This window comes from Rhodoferax sp. BAB1 (assembly GCF_013334205.1).
Taxonomy (GTDB): Bacteria; Pseudomonadota; Gammaproteobacteria; order Burkholderiales; family Burkholderiaceae_C; genus Hylemonella.
This window is the reverse complement of record NZ_CP054424.1, coordinates 3471999-3489585: the sequence shown is the minus strand read 5'-3', so window position 1 is coordinate 3489585 and position 17587 is coordinate 3471999. Positions and strand designations below refer to the sequence as shown.

16 protein-coding genes are annotated in these 17587 nt (G+C 64.3%); 13 read left to right on the top strand and 3 right to left on the bottom strand.

Translation table 11 applies throughout. The annotated features are described in order from the left end of the window. Positions 1–62 precede the first annotated feature (62 nt). A complete protein-coding gene (locus HTY51_RS16915; RefSeq protein ID WP_174253823.1) occupies positions 63–3017 on the top strand; it encodes a DNA topoisomerase III in 2955 nt (984 codons plus the stop codon). A gap of 45 nt (positions 3018–3062) precedes the next feature. Here the strand turns inward: HTY51_RS16915 and HTY51_RS16910 are convergent, their stop codons facing one another. The 3 genes from HTY51_RS16910 to tkt form a co-directional block, all read right to left on the bottom strand. Next, entirely contained in the window at positions 3063–4193 is a 1131-nt protein-coding gene (locus tag HTY51_RS16910; RefSeq protein ID WP_174253822.1) for an ABC transporter substrate-binding protein, read from the bottom strand. A gap of 201 nt (positions 4194–4394) precedes the next feature. Next, a complete protein-coding gene (gene gap / locus HTY51_RS16905) occupies positions 4395–5393 on the bottom strand; it encodes a type I glyceraldehyde-3-phosphate dehydrogenase (protein ID WP_174253821.1) in 999 nt (332 codons plus the stop codon). Positions 5394–5430: 37 nt separating this feature from the next. Beyond that, entirely contained in the window at positions 5431–7446 is a 2016-nt protein-coding gene (gene tkt / locus HTY51_RS16900; protein ID WP_174253820.1) for a transketolase, read from the bottom strand. Positions 7447–7583: 137 nt separating this feature from the next. Here tkt and HTY51_RS16895 point away from each other — a divergent pair, with 137 nt between their 5' ends. From HTY51_RS16895 to HTY51_RS16840, 12 genes are all read left to right on the top strand, one after another. Then, positions 7584–8321, top strand: coding sequence for a nucleotidyltransferase family protein (locus tag HTY51_RS16895; RefSeq protein WP_174254323.1), 738 nt, complete (start codon positions 7584–7586; stop codon positions 8319–8321). Then, entirely contained in the window at positions 8318–9715 is a 1398-nt protein-coding gene (locus tag HTY51_RS16890) for an aminopeptidase P N-terminal domain-containing protein (protein WP_174253819.1), read from the top strand. Before HTY51_RS16895 ends, HTY51_RS16890 begins: the two co-directional genes overlap by 4 nt. 78 nt (positions 9716–9793) lie before the next feature. Next, positions 9794–10348 (top strand): RNA polymerase sigma factor, encoded by a 555-nt coding sequence (locus HTY51_RS16885; protein ID WP_174253818.1) that lies wholly within the window; start codon positions 9794–9796, stop codon positions 10346–10348. 18 nt (positions 10349–10366) lie between these two features. Next, positions 10367–10936 (top strand): hypothetical protein, encoded by a 570-nt coding sequence (locus HTY51_RS16880; protein WP_174253817.1) that lies wholly within the window; start codon positions 10367–10369, stop codon positions 10934–10936. 54 nt (positions 10937–10990) lie between these two features. Continuing rightward, positions 10991–11437 (top strand): DsrE family protein, encoded by a 447-nt coding sequence (locus tag HTY51_RS16875; protein WP_174253816.1) that lies wholly within the window; start codon positions 10991–10993, stop codon positions 11435–11437. Positions 11438–11474: 37 nt separating this feature from the next. Beyond that, positions 11475–11930: a thiosulfate oxidation carrier protein SoxY gene (soxY, locus tag HTY51_RS16870; RefSeq protein ID WP_174251043.1), complete on the top strand. Its 456-nt coding sequence runs from the start codon at positions 11475–11477 to the stop codon at positions 11928–11930. A 52-nt stretch (positions 11931–11982) separates the two neighbouring features. After that, a complete protein-coding gene (soxZ, locus tag HTY51_RS16865; protein ID WP_174253815.1) occupies positions 11983–12294 on the top strand; it encodes a thiosulfate oxidation carrier complex protein SoxZ in 312 nt (103 codons plus the stop codon). A 32-nt stretch (positions 12295–12326) separates the two neighbouring features. Beyond that, entirely contained in the window at positions 12327–13130 is an 804-nt protein-coding gene (soxA, locus tag HTY51_RS16860) for a sulfur oxidation c-type cytochrome SoxA (protein ID WP_174253814.1), read from the top strand. Positions 13131–13145: 15 nt separating this feature from the next. Continuing rightward, the gene (soxX, locus tag HTY51_RS16855; RefSeq protein ID WP_174251046.1) at positions 13146–13802 is read left to right on the top strand and encodes a sulfur oxidation c-type cytochrome SoxX; all 657 of its coding nucleotides are present in this window, start codon (positions 13146–13148) and stop codon (positions 13800–13802) included. Positions 13803–13899: 97 nt separating this feature from the next. Further along, entirely contained in the window at positions 13900–14724 is an 825-nt protein-coding gene (locus HTY51_RS16850) for a phosphate/phosphite/phosphonate ABC transporter substrate-binding protein (RefSeq protein WP_174253813.1), read from the top strand. 95 nt (positions 14725–14819) lie between these two features. After that, positions 14820–15068, top strand: coding sequence for a DUF2061 domain-containing protein (locus HTY51_RS16845; protein WP_174253812.1), 249 nt, complete (start codon positions 14820–14822; stop codon positions 15066–15068). A gap of 192 nt (positions 15069–15260) precedes the next feature. Then, positions 15261–17564, top strand: coding sequence for an NADP-dependent malic enzyme (locus HTY51_RS16840; RefSeq protein ID WP_174253811.1), 2304 nt, complete (start codon positions 15261–15263; stop codon positions 17562–17564). Positions 17565–17587 lie beyond the last annotated feature (23 nt).

The window sequence follows — 17587 nt, the reverse complement described above, 5'->3', positions numbered from 1 at the left end:
CGCGTGGGCGCGCCCGTGTATGCGTGCGCGTACGCGCGCGCGAGAAACTGGATTGTAGTCAGATGAAAACCCTGGTCATTGCTGAGAAGCCTTCGGTCGCCCAAGACATCGTGCGCGCCCTCACGCCCACTGCCGGCAAATTCGAGAAACATGACGAGCATTTCGAGAGCGATACCTACGTCGTCACGAGTGCCGTCGGCCACCTGGTGGAGATCCAGGCGCCCGAGCAGTACGACGTGAAACGCGGCAAGTGGAGCTTTGCCCACCTGCCGGTGATTCCGCCGCATTTCGACCTCAAGCCGGTCGACAAGACCAAGACCCGCCTGAACGCCGTGGTCAAGCTGGCCAAGCGCAAGGACGTGGGCCAGCTGATCAACGCCTGCGACGCGGGCCGCGAGGGCGAGTTGATCTTCCGTCTGATCGAGCAGTACGCCTTCGGCAACGAAGATGCCGCTCCAGCTCGCGCCAAGACCCAACGCAAACCGGTCTCGCGCCTGTGGCTGCAGAGCATGACGCCCCAGGCCATACGCGACGGCTTCGACAAGCTGCGCAGCGACAAACAGATGCTGCCCCTGGCCGATGCGGCGCGCAGCCGCTCCGAGGCCGACTGGCTGGTCGGCATCAACGGCACCCGTGCCATGACCGCCTTCAATTCGCGCGATGGTGGCTTCTTCCTGACCACCGTGGGCAGGGTGCAGACGCCCACGCTGGCCGTGGTGGTGGAACGCGAGGAGCAGATCCGCAAGTTCATCAGCCGCAATTACTGGGAGGTGCACGCCAGCTTCGGCGCCCAGGCCGGCGACTACGCGGGCAAATGGTTCGACCCGAAGTGGAAGAAGACCGAAGACGACGCCGAGAAGCGGGCTGACCGCGTCTGGAGCGAGCAGGAAGCCACCGCCATAGCCGATGCCGTGCGCGGCCAGACCGCCACCGTCAGCGAGGAAAGCAAGCCCAGCACCCAGGCCTCCCCCATGCTGTTCGACCTGACCAGCCTGCAGCGCGAAGCCAACGGCAAGTTCGGCTTCTCGGCCAAGACCACGCTGTCCATCGCGCAAAGCCTGTACGAGCGCCACAAGGCCCTGACCTACCCGCGGACCGACTCACGCCACCTGCCCGAGGACTATCTGGCCGTGGCCAAGGAGACCTTCGGCATGCTGGCCGACTCCGGCATGAAGCACCTGGCACCGCACGCGGCCACCGCGCTCAAGGGTGGTTACATCAAGCCCAACAAACGCATCTTCGACAACGCCAAGGTCAGCGACCACTTTGCCATCATCCCCACGCTGCAGGCGCCCAGCGGCCTCTCGGACGCCGAGCAGAAGCTGTACGACCTGGTGGCACGCCGTTTCATGGCGATCTTTTTCCCCAGCGCCGAGTACCAGGTGACCACCCGCATCACCACGGCCGCCGGCCACAACTTCAAGAGCGAAGGCAAGGTGCTGGTCAAGCCGGGCTGGCTGGCCATCTACGGCAAGGAGGCCGAGGACGAGCTGGCGCCGGGCGAAGGCAGCAGCAAGACCCTGGTGCCGGTGCAGACCGGCGAGAAGGTCAAGACCAACAGCGTCGAGCCCAAGGGGCTGAAGACCCGGCCCCCGGCCCGTTATTCGGAAGCCACGCTGCTCTCCGCCATGGAAGGCGCCGGCAAGCTGATCGAGGACGACGAGCTGCGTGAGGCCATGCACGAGAAAGGCCTGGGCACACCCGCCACGCGCGCGGCCATCATCGAAGGCCTGCTGAACGAAAAGTACATGCTGCGCGAAGGGCGCGAGCTGATTCCCACCGCCAAGGCCTCCCAGCTCATGACCCTGCTGCGCGGCCTGGGCGTAGAAGAGCTCTCCAAGCCCGAGCTGACCGGCGAGTGGGAATACAAGCTCTCCGAGATGGAGCATGGCCGCCTGTCGCGTGCCGAATTCATGCGCGAGATCGCCGCCATGACCGAGCACATCGTCAAGAAGGCCAAGGAGTACGACCGCGACACCGTGCCCGGCGACTACGCCACGCTCACCACACCCTGCCCGAACTGCGGCGGCGTGGTCAAGGAAAACTACCGTCGCTACACCTGCACCGGCAAGAAGGGGGATGGCGAGGGTTGCGGCTTCTCCTTTGGCAAGACCCCGGCCGGCCGCACCTTCGAGGTGGCCGAAGTGGAGCAATTCCTGCGCGACAAGCGCATCGGCCCGCTGGACGGTTTCCGCTCCAAGGCCGGCTGGCCCTTCACCGCCGAAATGGTGATCAAGTTCGACGAGGAGACGAAGAACTACAAGCTCGAATTCGACTTCGGCGACGATAAGGCGGAGGAAACCGGCGAGCTGGTGGACTTCTCGGCCAAGGAGTCGCTGGGCGCCTGCCCCAAATGCGGTGGCGCGGTCTACGAGCACGGCAAGAACTACGTCTGCGAGAGAACCGTGCCCACCCTGGCCCAGCCCACGCCGAGCTGCGATTTCAAGAGCGGCCAGATCATCCTGCAGCAGCCCATCGAGCGCGAGCAGATGGCCAAGCTGCTGAGCACGGGCAAGACCGACCTACTCGACAAGTTCGTCTCCATGCGCACGCGCCGTCCCTTCAAGGCCTTCCTGGCCTGGAGTGCGGAGGCCAACAAGGTCGCCTTCGAGTTCGCGCCGTCCAAGTTCCCGCCGCGCAAGACGGCGGCCAAATCCGCTGCAGGCGCGGCGGCCAAGACGAGCGGCCCGGCCGCCAAGAAAACCGCTGCGAAAAAGGTCGTCGCCAAAAAGGCGCCGGCCAAGAAAGGCGCCGCCAAAACCACGACCGCCAAGGCGCCGCGCAAGGCAGCCGCCGGCCTGACCCCCAGCGCCGAACTGGCCGCCGTGATCGGCAGCGAACCGGTGGCGCGCACCGCGGTGATCAAGAAGCTGTGGGACTACATCAAGGCCCAGGGCCTGCAGGACGCCCAGAACAAGCGGGCCATCAATGCCGACGCCAAGCTCAAGCCGGTGTTCGGCAAGGCCCAGGTCACCATGTTCGAGCTGGCCGGCATCGTTGGCAAGCACCTGAGCTGAAGCACGCCATCAGACGCGTGCCTGACAAAGCATGCGTCTGATGCCTCAGCGCACAAAGCGGCCATCGCGGCCGATGATGGTCAGGTCGGTGTACTTCGAGCCCGAGTGGTCGCGCGGCGAGTAATTGATTTCGAAGCCGCCGAGGTTCACATCCTTCATGGACTCCAGGGCCGTGATGAGGGCGTCCCGCGTCAGGTTCTTGCCGGCCCTGCGCACACCTTCCACAAAGACCTTGCCGATCAGGAAACCCTCCATGCTGGAGAAGTCGAACTCGGTCTGGCCGGACTCCTTCATGCGCTGCTGGTACTCGCGCACCACGGGGGACGAGGGAATGTAGGGAAAGGGCACCACCTGCGAGATCACCACGCCCATGCCAGCCGGCCCGAGCTCGTCGGCCAGGGCCTTGGAGCCCACGAAGCTGACGTTGAAGAACTGGCCGCCATAACCCCTGGCGCGTGCCTGCTTGATGAACTCGGCACAGGCCTTGTAGGCACCGATCTGTACCACGGCTTCGGGCTGCGCCGGCAGCAGGGTGTTGAGCGCCGCCGCCACGTCCACGGTGTTGCGCTCCACCGTCGCCGTGCCAGCCGGCTTGAGCTGGCGCTTGGTCAGCGCACGCATCATGCCCTCCAGGCCGGCCTTGCCATAGGCATCGTTCTGATAAAACACTGCTATTTTTTTCACGCCCAGCGTGGTCAGGTGCTGCACGATGCGCTCGGTCTCGTCAAAGTAGCTGGACCGCACATGGAAGACATAGCGGTTGAAGGGCTCGCGCAATCCCTGGGCGCCGGTGAACATGCCCACCATGGGCACCTTCGCCGCCGTGAAGACTGGCAGTGCCGCCAGTCCGGTGGGTGTGCCCACTGAACCGACCAGGGCAAACACCTGGTCCTGCTCGATCAGGCCCTTGACTGCCGCCACGGCCTTGTCGGGCTCATAGCCGTCGTCCCGCGTGAGCAGGCGCAGGGTACGTCCATTGACGCCGCCCTGTTCATTGACCGATTTGAAATAAGCCTGGATGCCGACGTTCAGGCGCTGGCCCAGCTGGGCAGCGGGGCCAGACATGGCCGCAAACTGCCCGACGATGATTTCCTTGTCGCTGACACCCGTTTCCGCCCGGCTGCCGGCGCCTGCCAGCAGCACCAGCGTCATCAACAGCAGCTGTGCGAGTCTCATCGCTTACCCCCTGGATCCGTAGTGCATGCAGGCGGATGCCTGTGCTGTCTGGATCATAGGTAGAAGGCGTACGCCGTCAAGCCCCCCCTGGTATGCCTGACATCGCGTGCTTGAACCGGCCAGCACAGAAAACCAAGGGCCCATGCCTTGCGGTCATGAGCCCTTGTGTCGTCATCGCCCTCGACGGGCCGACGCGTGAACTTATTTGGCCACCACGCGTGCCATCTCCAGGCACTTGTTGGAGTAGCCCCACTCGTTGTCGTACCAGGCCACGACCTTGATGAAGGTCTTGTCCAGCGCGATGCCGGCCTCGGCATCGAACACCGAGGTGCAGACTTCGCCGCGGAAGTCGGTGGCCACCACCTTGTCCTCGGTGTAGCCCAGCACACCCTTCAAGGCCCCCTGGCTCTGGGCCTTCATCTCGGCGCAGATTTCCTTGTAGTCGGCTTCCTTGTTCAGCTCGACGGTCAGGTCGACCACGGAAACGTCGGAGGTCGGCACGCGGAAGCTCATGCCGGTGAGTTTCTTGTTGAGCTCGGGGATGACCACGCCCACGGCCTTGGCCGCACCGGTGGAGCTGGGGATGATGTTTTCCAGGATGCCACGGCCGCCGCGCCAGTCCTTGTTGGAAGGGCCATCCACGGTCTTCTGGGTGGCGGTGGCAGCGTGCACGGTGGTCATGAGGCCGCGCTTGATGCCCCATTTGTCGTTCAGCACCTTGGCCACGGGGGCCAGGCAGTTGGTGGTGCAGCTGGCGTTGCTGATGATGGCCTGGCCGGCGTAGCTCTTGTCGTTGACGCCGAAGACGAACATGGGGGTGTCGTCCTTGCTGGGGGCGGAGATGATGACTTTCTTCGCACCGGCGGCCAGGTGTTTCTCGGCGCCGGCCTTGTCCAGGAACAGGCCGGTGGATTCGATGACGACGTCAGCGCCGACTTCGTTCCATTTCAGGTTGGCGGGGTCGCGTTCCTGGGTCAGGCGGATCTTCTTGCCGTTGACGATGAGGGTGCCGCCTTCGACGCTGACTTCACCCTTGAAACGGCCGTGCACGCTGTCGTACTTGAGCATGTAGGCCAGGTAGTCGGGTTCGAGCAGGTCGTTGATGGCGACGATCTCGATGTCCTTGAAGTTCGCCACGGCGGAGCGCAGCACGTTGCGCCCGATGCGGCCGAAGCCGTTGATGCCTACCTTGATCGTCATGATTTGCTCTTTCGCTAAAAGTTAAAACACAAGGAAATCAGTTCCGGGCCAGCACGGCCTGCACCGTGTCGGCCACGTTCTCCGGCGTGAAGCCGAAGTGCTTGAACAGCACCGGGGCCGGGGCCGACTCGCCGTAGGTGTCGATGCCCACCACAGCAGCGCAGCCGTATTTCCACCAGCCGTCGCTCACACCCATCTCCACGGCGATGCGCGGCAGACCGGCGGGCAGCACGGCCTGCTTGTAGGCGGGTTTCTGCTGGTCGAAGGTGGTGGTGCTGGGCATGGAGACCACACGCACGGCGATCTTCTTCGCGGCCAGCAATTCCTGTGCCTTGAGCGCGAGCTGCACTTCGGAGCCGGTGGCGATGATGACGGCACGAGCCTTCTGCTTCAGGCCCAGGTCGGCCGGCTCGGACAGCACATAGGCGCCGCGGCTGATATCACCCAGGTCCTTCTTGGGCGCGTAGGGCAGGTTCTGGCGGCTCAGCAGCAGGGCCGTGGGCTTGTTCTTGTTCTGCAGGGCCACAGCCCAGGCCACGGCGGTCTCGGCCGTGTCGGCGGGACGCCAGACGTCCAGATTGGGGATCAGGCGCAGGCTGGCGGCATGCTCCACGGACTGGTGGGTGGGGCCATCCTCACCCAGGCCGATGGAGTCGTGTGTGAACACGTGCACTACCCGCTGTTTCATCAGCGCGGCCATGCGGATGGCGTTGCGCGAGTAGTCGCTGAAGGTCAGGAAGGTGCCACCGTAGGGGATAAAACCGCCATGCAGGCCCACGCCATTCATGATGGCGGCCATGCCGAACTCACGCACGCCGTAGTTGATGTGGCGCCCGCCGTTGCCATGGCCCTCGGCATCGAAACGCAGATTGGGCGTGTGACTGGTGTTGGTGAGGTTGGAGCCGGTCAGGTCGGCCGAACCACCCAGCAGCTCGGGCAGGGCGGCCGTGAAGGCTTCGAGCGCGATCTGGCTGGCCTTGCGCGTGGCCACGGTCTCGGCCTTGGTATGGGCTGCTACAGCGGCGTCCACCGCCACCTGGGCGAAGTTCTTCGGCAGTTCGCCCTTCATGCGGCGTTCGAACTCGGCCGCCAGGGCCGGATGGGCGGTACGGTAGGCGGCAAACGTCTGCTCCCACTGCTGCTGCGCGCTCATGCCGCGGCTGGTGGCGTTCCAGTCGCTGGCCACCTCCTGCGGGATCACAAAGGGTTCGTGCGACCAGCCCAGGGCCTCGCGGGTGAGCTTGATTTCCTCGGCGCCCAGCGGCTCGCCGTGGGCCTTGGCGGTGTTGGCGCGATTGGGCGAACCCTGGCCGATGGCGGTCTTGCAGATGATCAGCGTGGGCTGGCTGCCCGACTGCTTGGCGCGGCTGATGGCTTCGGACACGGCGGCCGTGTCGTGGCCGTTGATCGGGCCGATCACGTTCCAGCCGTAGGACACGAAGCGCAGCGCGGTGTTGTCGGCATACCAGGGCTGCACCTGGCCGTCGATGGAAATGCCGTTGTCGTCGTACAGGGCAATCAGCTTGTTGAGTTTCCAGGCGCCGGCCAGGGAGGCCGCCTCGTGGCTGATGCCTTCCATCATGCAGCCGTCGCCCAGGAAAACGTAGGTGTGGTGGTCGACGATGCTGTGGCCTTCGCGGTTGAACTCGCGGGCCAGCAGTTTCTCGGCCAGCGCCATGCCCACGGCATTGCTCACGCCCTGGCCCAGCGGACCGGTGGTGGTTTCCACGCCGGGGGTGTGGCCCACTTCGGGGTGGCCAGCCGTCTTGCTGCCCAGCTGGCGGAAGTTCTTGAGTTCCTGCATCGGCAGCTTGTAGCCCGTCAGGTGCAGCAGCGCGTACAGCAGCATGGAGGCATGGCCGTTGGACAGCACGAAGCGGTCGCGGTTGGCCCACTGCGGGTTGGTCGGGTTGTGCTTGAGATGGTCGCCCCAGAGCGCCACGGCCATGTCGGCCATGCCCATGGGCGCACCCGGGTGTCCGGAATTGGCTTGTTGCACTGCGTCCATTGCCAGCGCGCGGATCGCGTTGGCCATCTGTCGGGTATTTGCCATGTAGGGCCGCTCCGGAAGGGGGTGTCAGGGGGAACCCGCTATTTTACCGGCCCCTAGCTGCGGGACGGGATGGGCGGGCGACGCCTGTGCCATGGTCTACAGTGCGGGCTGTGCAAGATCCGATTTCCATCAAGGCCATGGTGCTGGCGGCCGGACGCGGCGAGCGCATGCGCCCGCTGACCGATGCCATCCCCAAACCCCTGCTCGCGGTGCAGGGCAAAACGCTGCTGCAGTGGCATGTCGACGCCCTGGCCGATGCCGGTTTCGCCGACATCGTGATCAACACCGCCTGGTTGGGCGAACAGATTCCGGCGTATTTCGGCCCGTTGCCGCACAGCAGCTGCGGGCGCGCCCTGGCCCTCGAATACTCCTGGGAAAGCCTGGATTTCGGCGCTGCGCTGGAAACGGCTGGCGGCATCTCACGTGCGCTGCCCTTGCTGGGCGACATCTTCTGGGTGCTCGCGGGTGATGTCTATGCGCCCGGTTTCGAGTTCTCGCGCCAGGCCGTGCAACGTTTTGCCCGTAGCGACAAGCTGGCCCATCTCTGGCTGGTGCCCAACCCGCCGCACAACCCGGACGGCGACTTCGGCCTGGCGCCCGATCCGCAGGCCCCCGGCCGCCAGCTGGCCCTGAACCAGTCGGCCGTGCAATACACCTACAGCACCATCGGCCTGTACCGCCGCGAATTTTTCGCCCGGCCCTGGTGCGAGATCCCGGCCGGCAACCCGCAGGGCGTCAAGACCCCGCTGGCACCTTTGCTGCGCAAGGCCATGGACAATCAGCGCATCAGCGCCGAGCTCTATACCGGGGCCTGGACCGATGTCGGCACCCCGGAGCGCCTGGCACAACTCAACGCATCACCCGCAAGACCATGAGCACTGTTCCCAACGCCGCCCTCTACGCCCAGCGTCGCGCGCGCCTGGCCGCCCAGCTTGGCCCGGATGCCGTGGCCATCGTGCCCACCGCCGCCGAGCACCTGCGCAACCGCGACAGCGAATTCCTGTTCCGCTTCGACAGTTATTTCCACTACCTGAGCGGCTTTGGCGAACCCAACGCCTGGCTCGTCATCACCAGCGAGGGTCACACCACCCTGTTCTGCAATCCCAAGGACCTAGAACGCGAGATCTGGGACGGCATCCGCCTCGGTCCCGAGGCGGCACCGGCCACGCTGGGCGTAGACGCTGCCGTTCCCGTGACCGAACTGGAGCAACGCCTGCCCAAACTGCTGGAAAACAAGGCCACGGTCTGGTACCCCTTTGCCACACATCCTGGCCTGGAAGGCCGCATCGAAGGCTGGCTCAAGGCCGTGCGCTCGCGCGTGCGCTATGGGGCACTGTGCCCGGAATCCCAGCGCGATCTGTGCGCCCTGCTGGACGAGATGCGCCTGGTCAAGGACGCCCACGAGCAGGAGGTGATGCGGCGTGCTGCGCAGATCAGCGCTGGCGCCCACATCCGCGCCATGCAGCTGTCGGCCCGCATGCTGCGCGCGGGCCAGGACGTGCGCGAATACCACCTCGACGCCGAACTGCTGCACGAATTCCGCCGCCACGGCTCGCAATACCCGGCCTACGGCTCCATCGTGGCTGCGGGCGCCAACGCCTGCGTACTGCACTACCGTGCCGACAATGCGGCCATCCGCGACGGCGAACTGGTGCTGATCGATGCCGGCTGCGAGCTCGACGGCTACGCCAGCGACATCACCCGCACCTTCCCGGCCAACGGCCGCTACACCGGCCCGCAGCGCGCGCTCTACGAGCTGGTCCTGGCTGCGCAGGAAGCCTCGGTCGAGGCTACCCGTGCCGGCGCGCGCTTTGTCGAGCCGCACGAGGCAACGGTGCGCGTGCTCTCGCAGGGCCTGCTGGACCTGGGCCTGCTCGACAAGCACAAAGTGGGGAGCGTGGACGACGTGATCGCCAGCCGCGCCTATTTCCGTTATTACATGCACCGCACCGGCCATTGGCTGGGCATGGACGTGCATGACTGCGGCAGTTATGTGGAACCGAGCGAACGGGGCCAGCTCAGCGAACGCAAGGATCCGCTGTCCGGCGAAGTCATCAAGGACCGGCCCAGCCGCCTCCTGCAAACGGGCATGTGCCTGACCATCGAGCCCGGTCTTTATGTGCGCCCGGCCGAGGACGTGCCGCGCGAATACTGGAACATCGGCATCCGCATCGAGGACGACGCCTTCGTCACCGCCAACGGCTGCGAACTGATCTCGCGCGGCGTACCGGTGAACGCCGACGAAATCGAAGCCCTGATGCGCCCCTGAAGCTGCCGCGCGGGTTAACCCCTAGCAAATACCCGGATTTGCCGGGAATAGACGCGCTGTTTCCGCGCTCTCTTGCATATGTTCCTGAACTCTGAGGCCCGCTACAACCAGTGGGTTCGTGATCACTACCGTTTCCTGATGCGCAGCGCCTGGGCGCTGACGGGATCGCGTGCGATTGCAGAAGACGTGGTGCAGGACTGCTACACCAATGCCTGGAAGCACCGCGACCAGTTGCGCGATGCCACTCTGGTACGCCCTTGGCTGTTCCAGATCATGCGGCGCAGCATCTTCCGCCACCTGCCGCCTTGCACCATTTCCCTGGACGACAGCGAGGAAGACCAGTGGGGCGAGGCCGCCGATGCAGGCATCGACAACAAGCTTGATGTGGTCAAGGCCCTGAGCCGTATCGCCCCCATCCATCGCGAAGTCCTGGTGCTGCACTATTTCGACGACATGCCAACGGCACAGATCGCCGAGGCGCTGGAGATCGCGCCCGGCACCGTGCTCTCCCGGCTGGCGCGCGCGCGCGATGCGCTCAAGAACGCCCTGGTCACGCCAGCACCAAAGAACCTTGACAACGGGCAAAGCCCGGTTCCCGCCGGCAGCCGGGTCACCCCGCTACGCAAGAGCTGAGGCGGGAAGGACAGAACCATGCACCCCAAACTTGACGACGATTTTGACCTGCGGGCCCGGGCTGAGCTTTCCCTGGCTTATGAAACGGGCGAGGCCCCTGTATCGCTGTTCCGCCATACACCCTGGTTCTCGCGCCGCTGGGTCCAGAGCTGTTGCGTGCTGGCCTTCGTCGCCGGCGCCCTGCTGGGCGGTGTGCTGGCGGTGCGCCCGCATGAGCTGGTGCGCGGCGCCATCGAACACGAGTACTACGAGCGCACGCTGCGCGGCAGCTTCATGGACGCGCCTACCCTGCTGGCGCAACTGGGCCTGGAAAAGAACAAGCCCGTCCCCGGCTACCCACAGCTCATGCGCCCCTGCGACATCGACGGCAAGCTGGCCTACCACCTGACCACCTTCTTCGAAAAGGGCGGCATCGTCACCGTCTTTGCCTTCGAGCAGCCGGTCCACCTGAAGGAAGACCAGGGCTGGTGGGGCAATGTCCATTGGCAGGTGGTGACCGGCCGTGACGGCCGGCCGCTGATTCTCGTGGCGGAAAAGAAAAAGGCGCTGGCCGTGGCCAACCGCGTCTTCTCGTTGCCACCGGCCTGATTTCCTTGTAGTTCGTTCCCCATCCCACCATCACAAACCCAGGAGACAACAAGCATGAGGGATATCACCGGCAAGCGCAGTTTCATCGCGGCAGCCAGCACCTTGCTGGCAGGCGCCTTCGTATCCACCCCGGCCCTGGCCAGCGACAAGAGCAGCAGGCCCAACAAGCTCGTCATCCAGGTCAGCGACAACGATCCTGGCAAATGGAACCTGGCCCTGAACAATGCGCAAAACGTGATCCAGGACCTGGGTGCCAGCACCGTGGCGCTGGAGATCGTGGTCTACGGCCCCGGCATCGGCATGCTGAAACTCGACTCACCGGTGGCCGCTCGCATTGCTGCGGCGCTCAAGGGCGGTATGCAGGTCGTTGCCTGCGAGAACACCCTGAAGGCGCAGAAGCTCAGCCGGGCCGACATGTTGCCCGACATCGCCTACGTACCGGCAGGCGTCGTGGAGCTGATGCAGAAGCAGCAGCAGGGCTACGCCTATATCCGCCCCTGATTTTTCTCTCGCCTTTCATTTCAACAAGGAGACATCGATGCAAACTCGTCGCGAGACACTGAAACAAAGCGCCGTGGTGGCGGGCCTGCTGGCCTCCGCCGGCCTGATCCCGCAGCAGGCTGCGGCTTACGAGAAGGCTGCCTTTGACGCCAAGACCGCGGCCGAAGTGGCCAAGGCCCTGGGCGCGGGCGCTCCGGTGGAGAGCAAGGACGTGACCATTGGTGGTCCGGACATTGCCGAGAACGGTGCGGTGGTGCCGCTGACGGCCAGCACCACGCTGGCAGGCGTCAAGCGCATGCTGATCCTGGTGGAGAAGAACCCGGCGGCCATGGTGGCCATGTTCAACGTGAGCGATGCGGTGGAAGCCAACTTTGCCACGCGCGCCAAGATGGGCCAGTCCTCGGACGTGTACGCCGTGGCCATCATGGCTGATGGCAAGGCCTTCTTTGCGAAGAAGGAAGTCAAGGTCACGCTGGGCGGCTGCGGCGGTTAAGCGCTGACGCACAGAACCACCACAGTATTCACACAGATTTAGGAGTATCAAAATGGCAGATCCGATGCGCATTCGCGCGCAAGCCGCTGGCGACAAGGCCACCGTGCGCGTACTCATGAGCCACGAAATGGAATCCGGACAACGCAAGGACTCGGCAGGCAAGCTGGTGCCGGCGTGGTTCATCCAGGACGTCAGCGCCTCCCTGAACGGCAAGGTTGTGATGACCGCCGAGTGGGGCCCGGCCGTCTCCAAGAACCCCTTCATGCAGTTTGTGGTCAAGGGTGCCAAGGCCGGTGACAAGATTGCCGTGACCTGGAAGGACAACAAGGGCGACAGCCGTACCGACGAAACAACGGTGTCCTGAGCAAGATTCCTGCAAACAAGAAAGAGGTGACTATGAAATACGCCAAGTCTTGGGCTCTGCTTTTCGCCAGCGCAATGCTCGCGGCAAGTGCGCTGGCCCAGAAGTCCGCCAGCGACGGCATTGCGGAATACCGCGCCATGCTGGCCGACGGTAACCCGGCCGAGCTGTTCGAAGCCAAGGGTGAAGACCTGTGGAAGCAAAAGCGCGGCCCCAAGAACGCCTCGCTGGAGAAGTGTGATCTGGGCAAGGGCCCGGGCGTGGTCAAGGGTGCTTTCGTCGAGCTGCCGCGCCACTTTGCCGACACCAACAAGGTGCAGGACCTGGAGTCCCGCCTGGTGAGCTGCATGGAGACCCTGCAGGGCTTCAACGGCGCGGAGATCGCCAAGACGGCCTTTGGCCGCGGCGAGCAGGCCAACGTCACGGCCCTGGCCACCTGGATCGCTGCCGAGTCGCGCGGCATGAAATTCAACCTGCCCCAGAGCCACAGCCAGGAGCAGGTCATGTACGAAGTGGGCAAGCGCCTGTTCTTCATGCGCAGCGGCTCGCACGACTTCTCCTGTGCCAGCTGCCACGGCGAGGACGGCAAGCGCATCCGCCTGCAGGACCTGCCCAACCTGACCAAGAATCCGGGTGACGGCATCGGCTTTGCCGCCTGGCCGGCCTACCGCGTCTCCAACGGCCAGATGTGGAGCATGCAGCTGCGCCTGAACGACTGCTACCGCCAGCAGCGTTTCCCCTACCCGCTGTTTGGCAGTGACGCCACCGTCGCCCTGGGCACCTATATGGGTGTCAACGCCAAGGGCGCCGAGAACATCGCCCCGGCCATCAAGCGCTAAGAGGAGACCGATACCATGAAAAAACAGACTCTCTACATTGCAGGCTTTGCTGCCCTGGCTGCTGCACTGGTGGCTGGCTGCTCCAGCCTGCCCAGCAGCGCCGAGCTGGACAAGATGGCGACCGACATCGCCAAGGCCTCCTTCCGTGACCAGGGCCAGGCCAAGGTCGACCGCCTGGTGCTGGACGATGCCAACCTCGAATGCATGAAGGCCGACGTGGCGGGCAAGCCCATCGAGGAGAAGACGGCCAAGGCCATCGAGGCGGCCAACTTCGCCAGCATCAAGTGGCCCGCGGGCGGCCAGTACATCGGTGACTGGAAGGAAGGCGAGAAGATTGCCCAGAGCGGTCGCGGCATGACCTGGAGCGATGCGGCCGGCAGCGAGAACGGCGGCAACTGCTACAACTGCCACCAGATCAGCAAGCAGGAGATCTCCTTTGGCACGCTGGGCCCGAGCCTGTACAACTACGGCAAGATCCGTGGTGTGAGCAACCTGTATGCGCCCGAGTCTGCGGCCATCATCCAGTACACCTGGGGCAAGATCTGGAACGCACGTGCCTACAACGCCTGCTCGCAGATGCCGCGCGCCGGTCACAAGGGCGTGCTGACCGAACAGCAGGTCAAGCACATCATGGCCCTGCTGCTCGACCCCAAGTCGCCGGTCAACCAGTAAACTCCTGCTGACCAAGCCCTCTCGCCCTGCGAGAGGGTTTTTTCGGCCAGCAGATTCAGTGTTCTGAATGTTGTTCTTCTTTTGATGGGGATCGCTGATGAAGTTTGTGCATAGGCTCTGTGTTTTGTGTCTGGTCGCCCTGTTGTTGCCAGGTGGGCCGGCGCGGGCCCAGTCCCAATTGGTGCTGGCCATCAGTGAAGGCACCTCCGGCGGCCTCGACCATGGCCGCGTCATTGCCAAATACCAGGACCTGGCCAACGTGATCGGCGGTGTTCTGCGGACCAAGGTCAGCGTCGTGTTCGCTCGCGAGTTCGCGACGCTGGAAAGCGGCATGAAAGACGGCAAGTTCGACTTCGTCATGGCCCGCCCCAGCGACTATCCGGCCCGCGGCATGCGTGACAACGGCTACCACTACCTGGCCAGTGCACAGCCCGATGGGCAATGCCTCATCGTCGTGCCCAAGGATGCGCCCATCCAGAAACTGGAGCAGGCCCGGGGCAAACGCTTTGTCATGCCCGAGCAGGTGTCCTACATGTCGCGCTTCTGCCGCGCCGAGCTGCGCGACCGCGGCATCGACCTGGCGAAGGAAAACGTGCAGTACGTGCGCGAACAGGCGGCCGTGACCTTTTACCTGGACAACAAATTCGCCGACATCGGGGCCATTGCCTCCTATTCCGGTCCGGCACGCAAACTGGACAAGGACGGCTTTCGTGTCCTGCACCGTAGCGTGGCCCAGCCCTATTTCCCGCTGGTGGCGCACGCCCGGTTCAAACCCGAGCAGATCAAGGCGATCCAGATGGCGCTGGTCTCTTTGCCGGACAAGGCCGGGGGCCCAGAGATCCTGCAACGCATCGGTATCGCGGCCTTTGATACTAGCGGTGAAGATCGCATGAACGTCCTGCTCGATTGGCTGGAGAAATAAGCGGGCCTATGTCGGTCTTTGGCAAAAGCAATTGGGCTGCTGGATAGATAAAAACTACCATTGCGGCCAATCCATTTGTTTTTGGAGATGCTGTCATGGCCAATTTCGCCCGCGCCAATCTGCCCACGCTCAAGAAGACCGCGAGTTATTACCTGGTGCACATCATGGTGGCCGCCGCGGTCGCTTATGCGGTGACGGGTGATCTGTTCATGGCCTTCACGTTGAGCCTGCTGGAGCCCACGGTGCAGGCCGTGGCCTTCTTCCTCCACGAGAAAGCCTGGGAACGCAAGTCACTTCCGAATTTCGCCCAACCCGGTGTGACTGCGGAATCCGCCCCTGGCTGAAGACGGAGCGGTCGCGCCAGTTTTGCGTATAAGTAAAAACCGAGGCCTCTTTCCCCTGTGGCCTTGGGCAAAACCGTGGCTTTCGAGGTCTACAATCCGTTTCCCCACAGAAGCAGACCGTTGGGACGGGCCGTGCGAATGACCGCGCTGTCCGGCCCCATCACAAATCAGGCCTGCAGCAGGAGTTGATTGATGTCCAGCACACCGTCGTCCAACGACAAACGCGAACAACTGCGTCGCGCCGCCCTCGAGTACCACGAGTTTCCCACCCCCGGCAAGATCGCCATCGCGCCCACCAAGCAGCTGATCAACCAGCACGATCTGGCATTGGCCTACACCCCCGGTGTCGCTGCGCCGTGCGAGGAAATCGTCAAGGATCCGGCCGCGGCCTACAAGTACACCAGCCGCGGCAACCTGGTCGGCGTGATCACCAACGGCACGGCCGTGCTGGGCCTGGGTGACATCGGCCCGCTGGCCTCCAAGCCGGTGATGGAAGGCAAGGGCGTGCTGTTCAAAAAATTCGCCGGCATCGACGTCTTCGACATCGAGATCGACGAGAAGACGGACCTGGACAAGCTGGTCGACATCATCGCTGCGCTGGAGCCCACCTTCGGCGGCATCAACCTGGAAGACATCAAGGCCCCGGACTGTTTCTACGTCGAACGCAAGCTGCGCGAACGCATGAAGATCCCGGTCTTCCACGACGACCAGCATGGCACCGCCATCACGGTGGCAGCCGGCCTGCTCAACGGCATGAAGGTCGCCGGCAAGGACATCAAGGAGGTCAAGCTCGTCACCTCGGGCGCCGGCGCCGCCGCGCTGGCCTGCCTGGGCCTGCTGCTCAAGATGGGCATGCCGCGCAAGAACATCTGGGTGACCGACCTGGCCGGTGTGGTCTACGAAGGCCGCACCGAGCTGATGGACGACGACAAGCGCCAATTTGCGCAGAAAACCGACGCGCGCAAGCTGGCCGACGTCATCGCCGGCGCGGACATCTTCCTGGGCCTGTCCGCCGGCGGCGTGCTCAAGGCCGACATGGTCAAGAAGATGGCGGCCCGGCCCATCATCTTCGCCCTGGCCAACCCGAATCCGGAAATCGATCCCGCAGAAGCCAAGGCCGCGCGCGACGACGTCATCATGGCCACGGGTCGCACGGACTACCCGAACCAGATCAACAACGTCCTGTGCTTCCCCTACATCTTCCGTGGTGCGCTGGATGCGCGAGCCTCGACCATCACCGACGAGATGGAAGTCGCCGCCGTGCGCGCCATGGCCGAACTGGCCCAGGCCGAGCAGAGCGAGGTGGTGGCCGCGGCCTACGCTGGCGAGCAGCTGTCCTTCGGCCCGGACTACCTGATCCCCAAGCCCTTCGACCCGCGCCTGATGATCATGATCGCGCCGGCCGTGGCCCAGGCGGCCATGGACAGCGGCGTGGCGCGCAACCCCATCACCGACATGGAGGCCTACCGCGAGCGCCTGCAGGCCTTCGTCTACGCCTCGGGCACCACCATGAAGCCCATCTTCATGGCCGCCAAGAAGGCGACCAAGAAGCGCGTGGCCTACGCCGAGGGTGAAGAGGAACGCATCCTGCGCGCCGCCCAGATCGTGGTCGACGAGGGCCTGGCCCGCCCGACCCTGATCGGACGCCCGGCCATCATCGCCCAGCGGGTCGAGAAGTTCGGTCTGCGCCTGAAGGAGGGCCAGGACTACGACGTGGTCAACGTCGAGCACGACGAGCGTTATCGCGATTTCTGGCAGACCTACCACCGCATGACCGAGCGCAAGGGCGTGACGGCGCCGATCGCCAAGATCGAGATGCGCCGGCGCCTGACACTGATCGGCGCCATGATGCTGCACAAGGGTTATGTGGACGGTCTGATCTGCGGCACCTGGGGCACCAATTCGATGCACCTGCAGTACATCGACCAGGTTATCGGCAAACGCCCGGGTGTGAACACCTATGCCTGCATGAACGGCCTGATCCTGCCGGACCGCCAGATCTTTGTGGTGGACACCCACGTCAATTACGACCCGACGGCCGAACAGCTGGCCGAGATCACCATCATGGCCGCCGAGGAAATGATGCGTTTCGGCCTGCACCCCAAGGCGGCATTGCTGAGCCATTCGAATTTCGGCAGCAGCAACCAGCCCAGCGCCATCAAGATGCGCCAGACCCTGGATCTGCTGCGCGTGCAGGCCCCCTGGCTGGAAGTGGACGGCGAGATGCATGGCGATGTGGCCCTGGACGCTGCCGCCCGCGCCGTGCTGATGCCCAACAGCAGCCTGAGCGGCTCGGCCAACCTGCTGGTCATGCCCAACCTCGACGCTGCCAACATCGCCTACAACCTGCTGAAGACGGCCGCCGGCGGCAACATCGCCATCGGCCCGGTGCTGCTGGGCGAGGCCAAGCCGGTCAACATCCTGACCGCCAGCACCACGGTGCGCCGCATCGTCAACATGACCGCCCTTACCGTGGCGGATGCCAATATCCGCTAGGCCTGGCAAAACAAGGGCAGTAC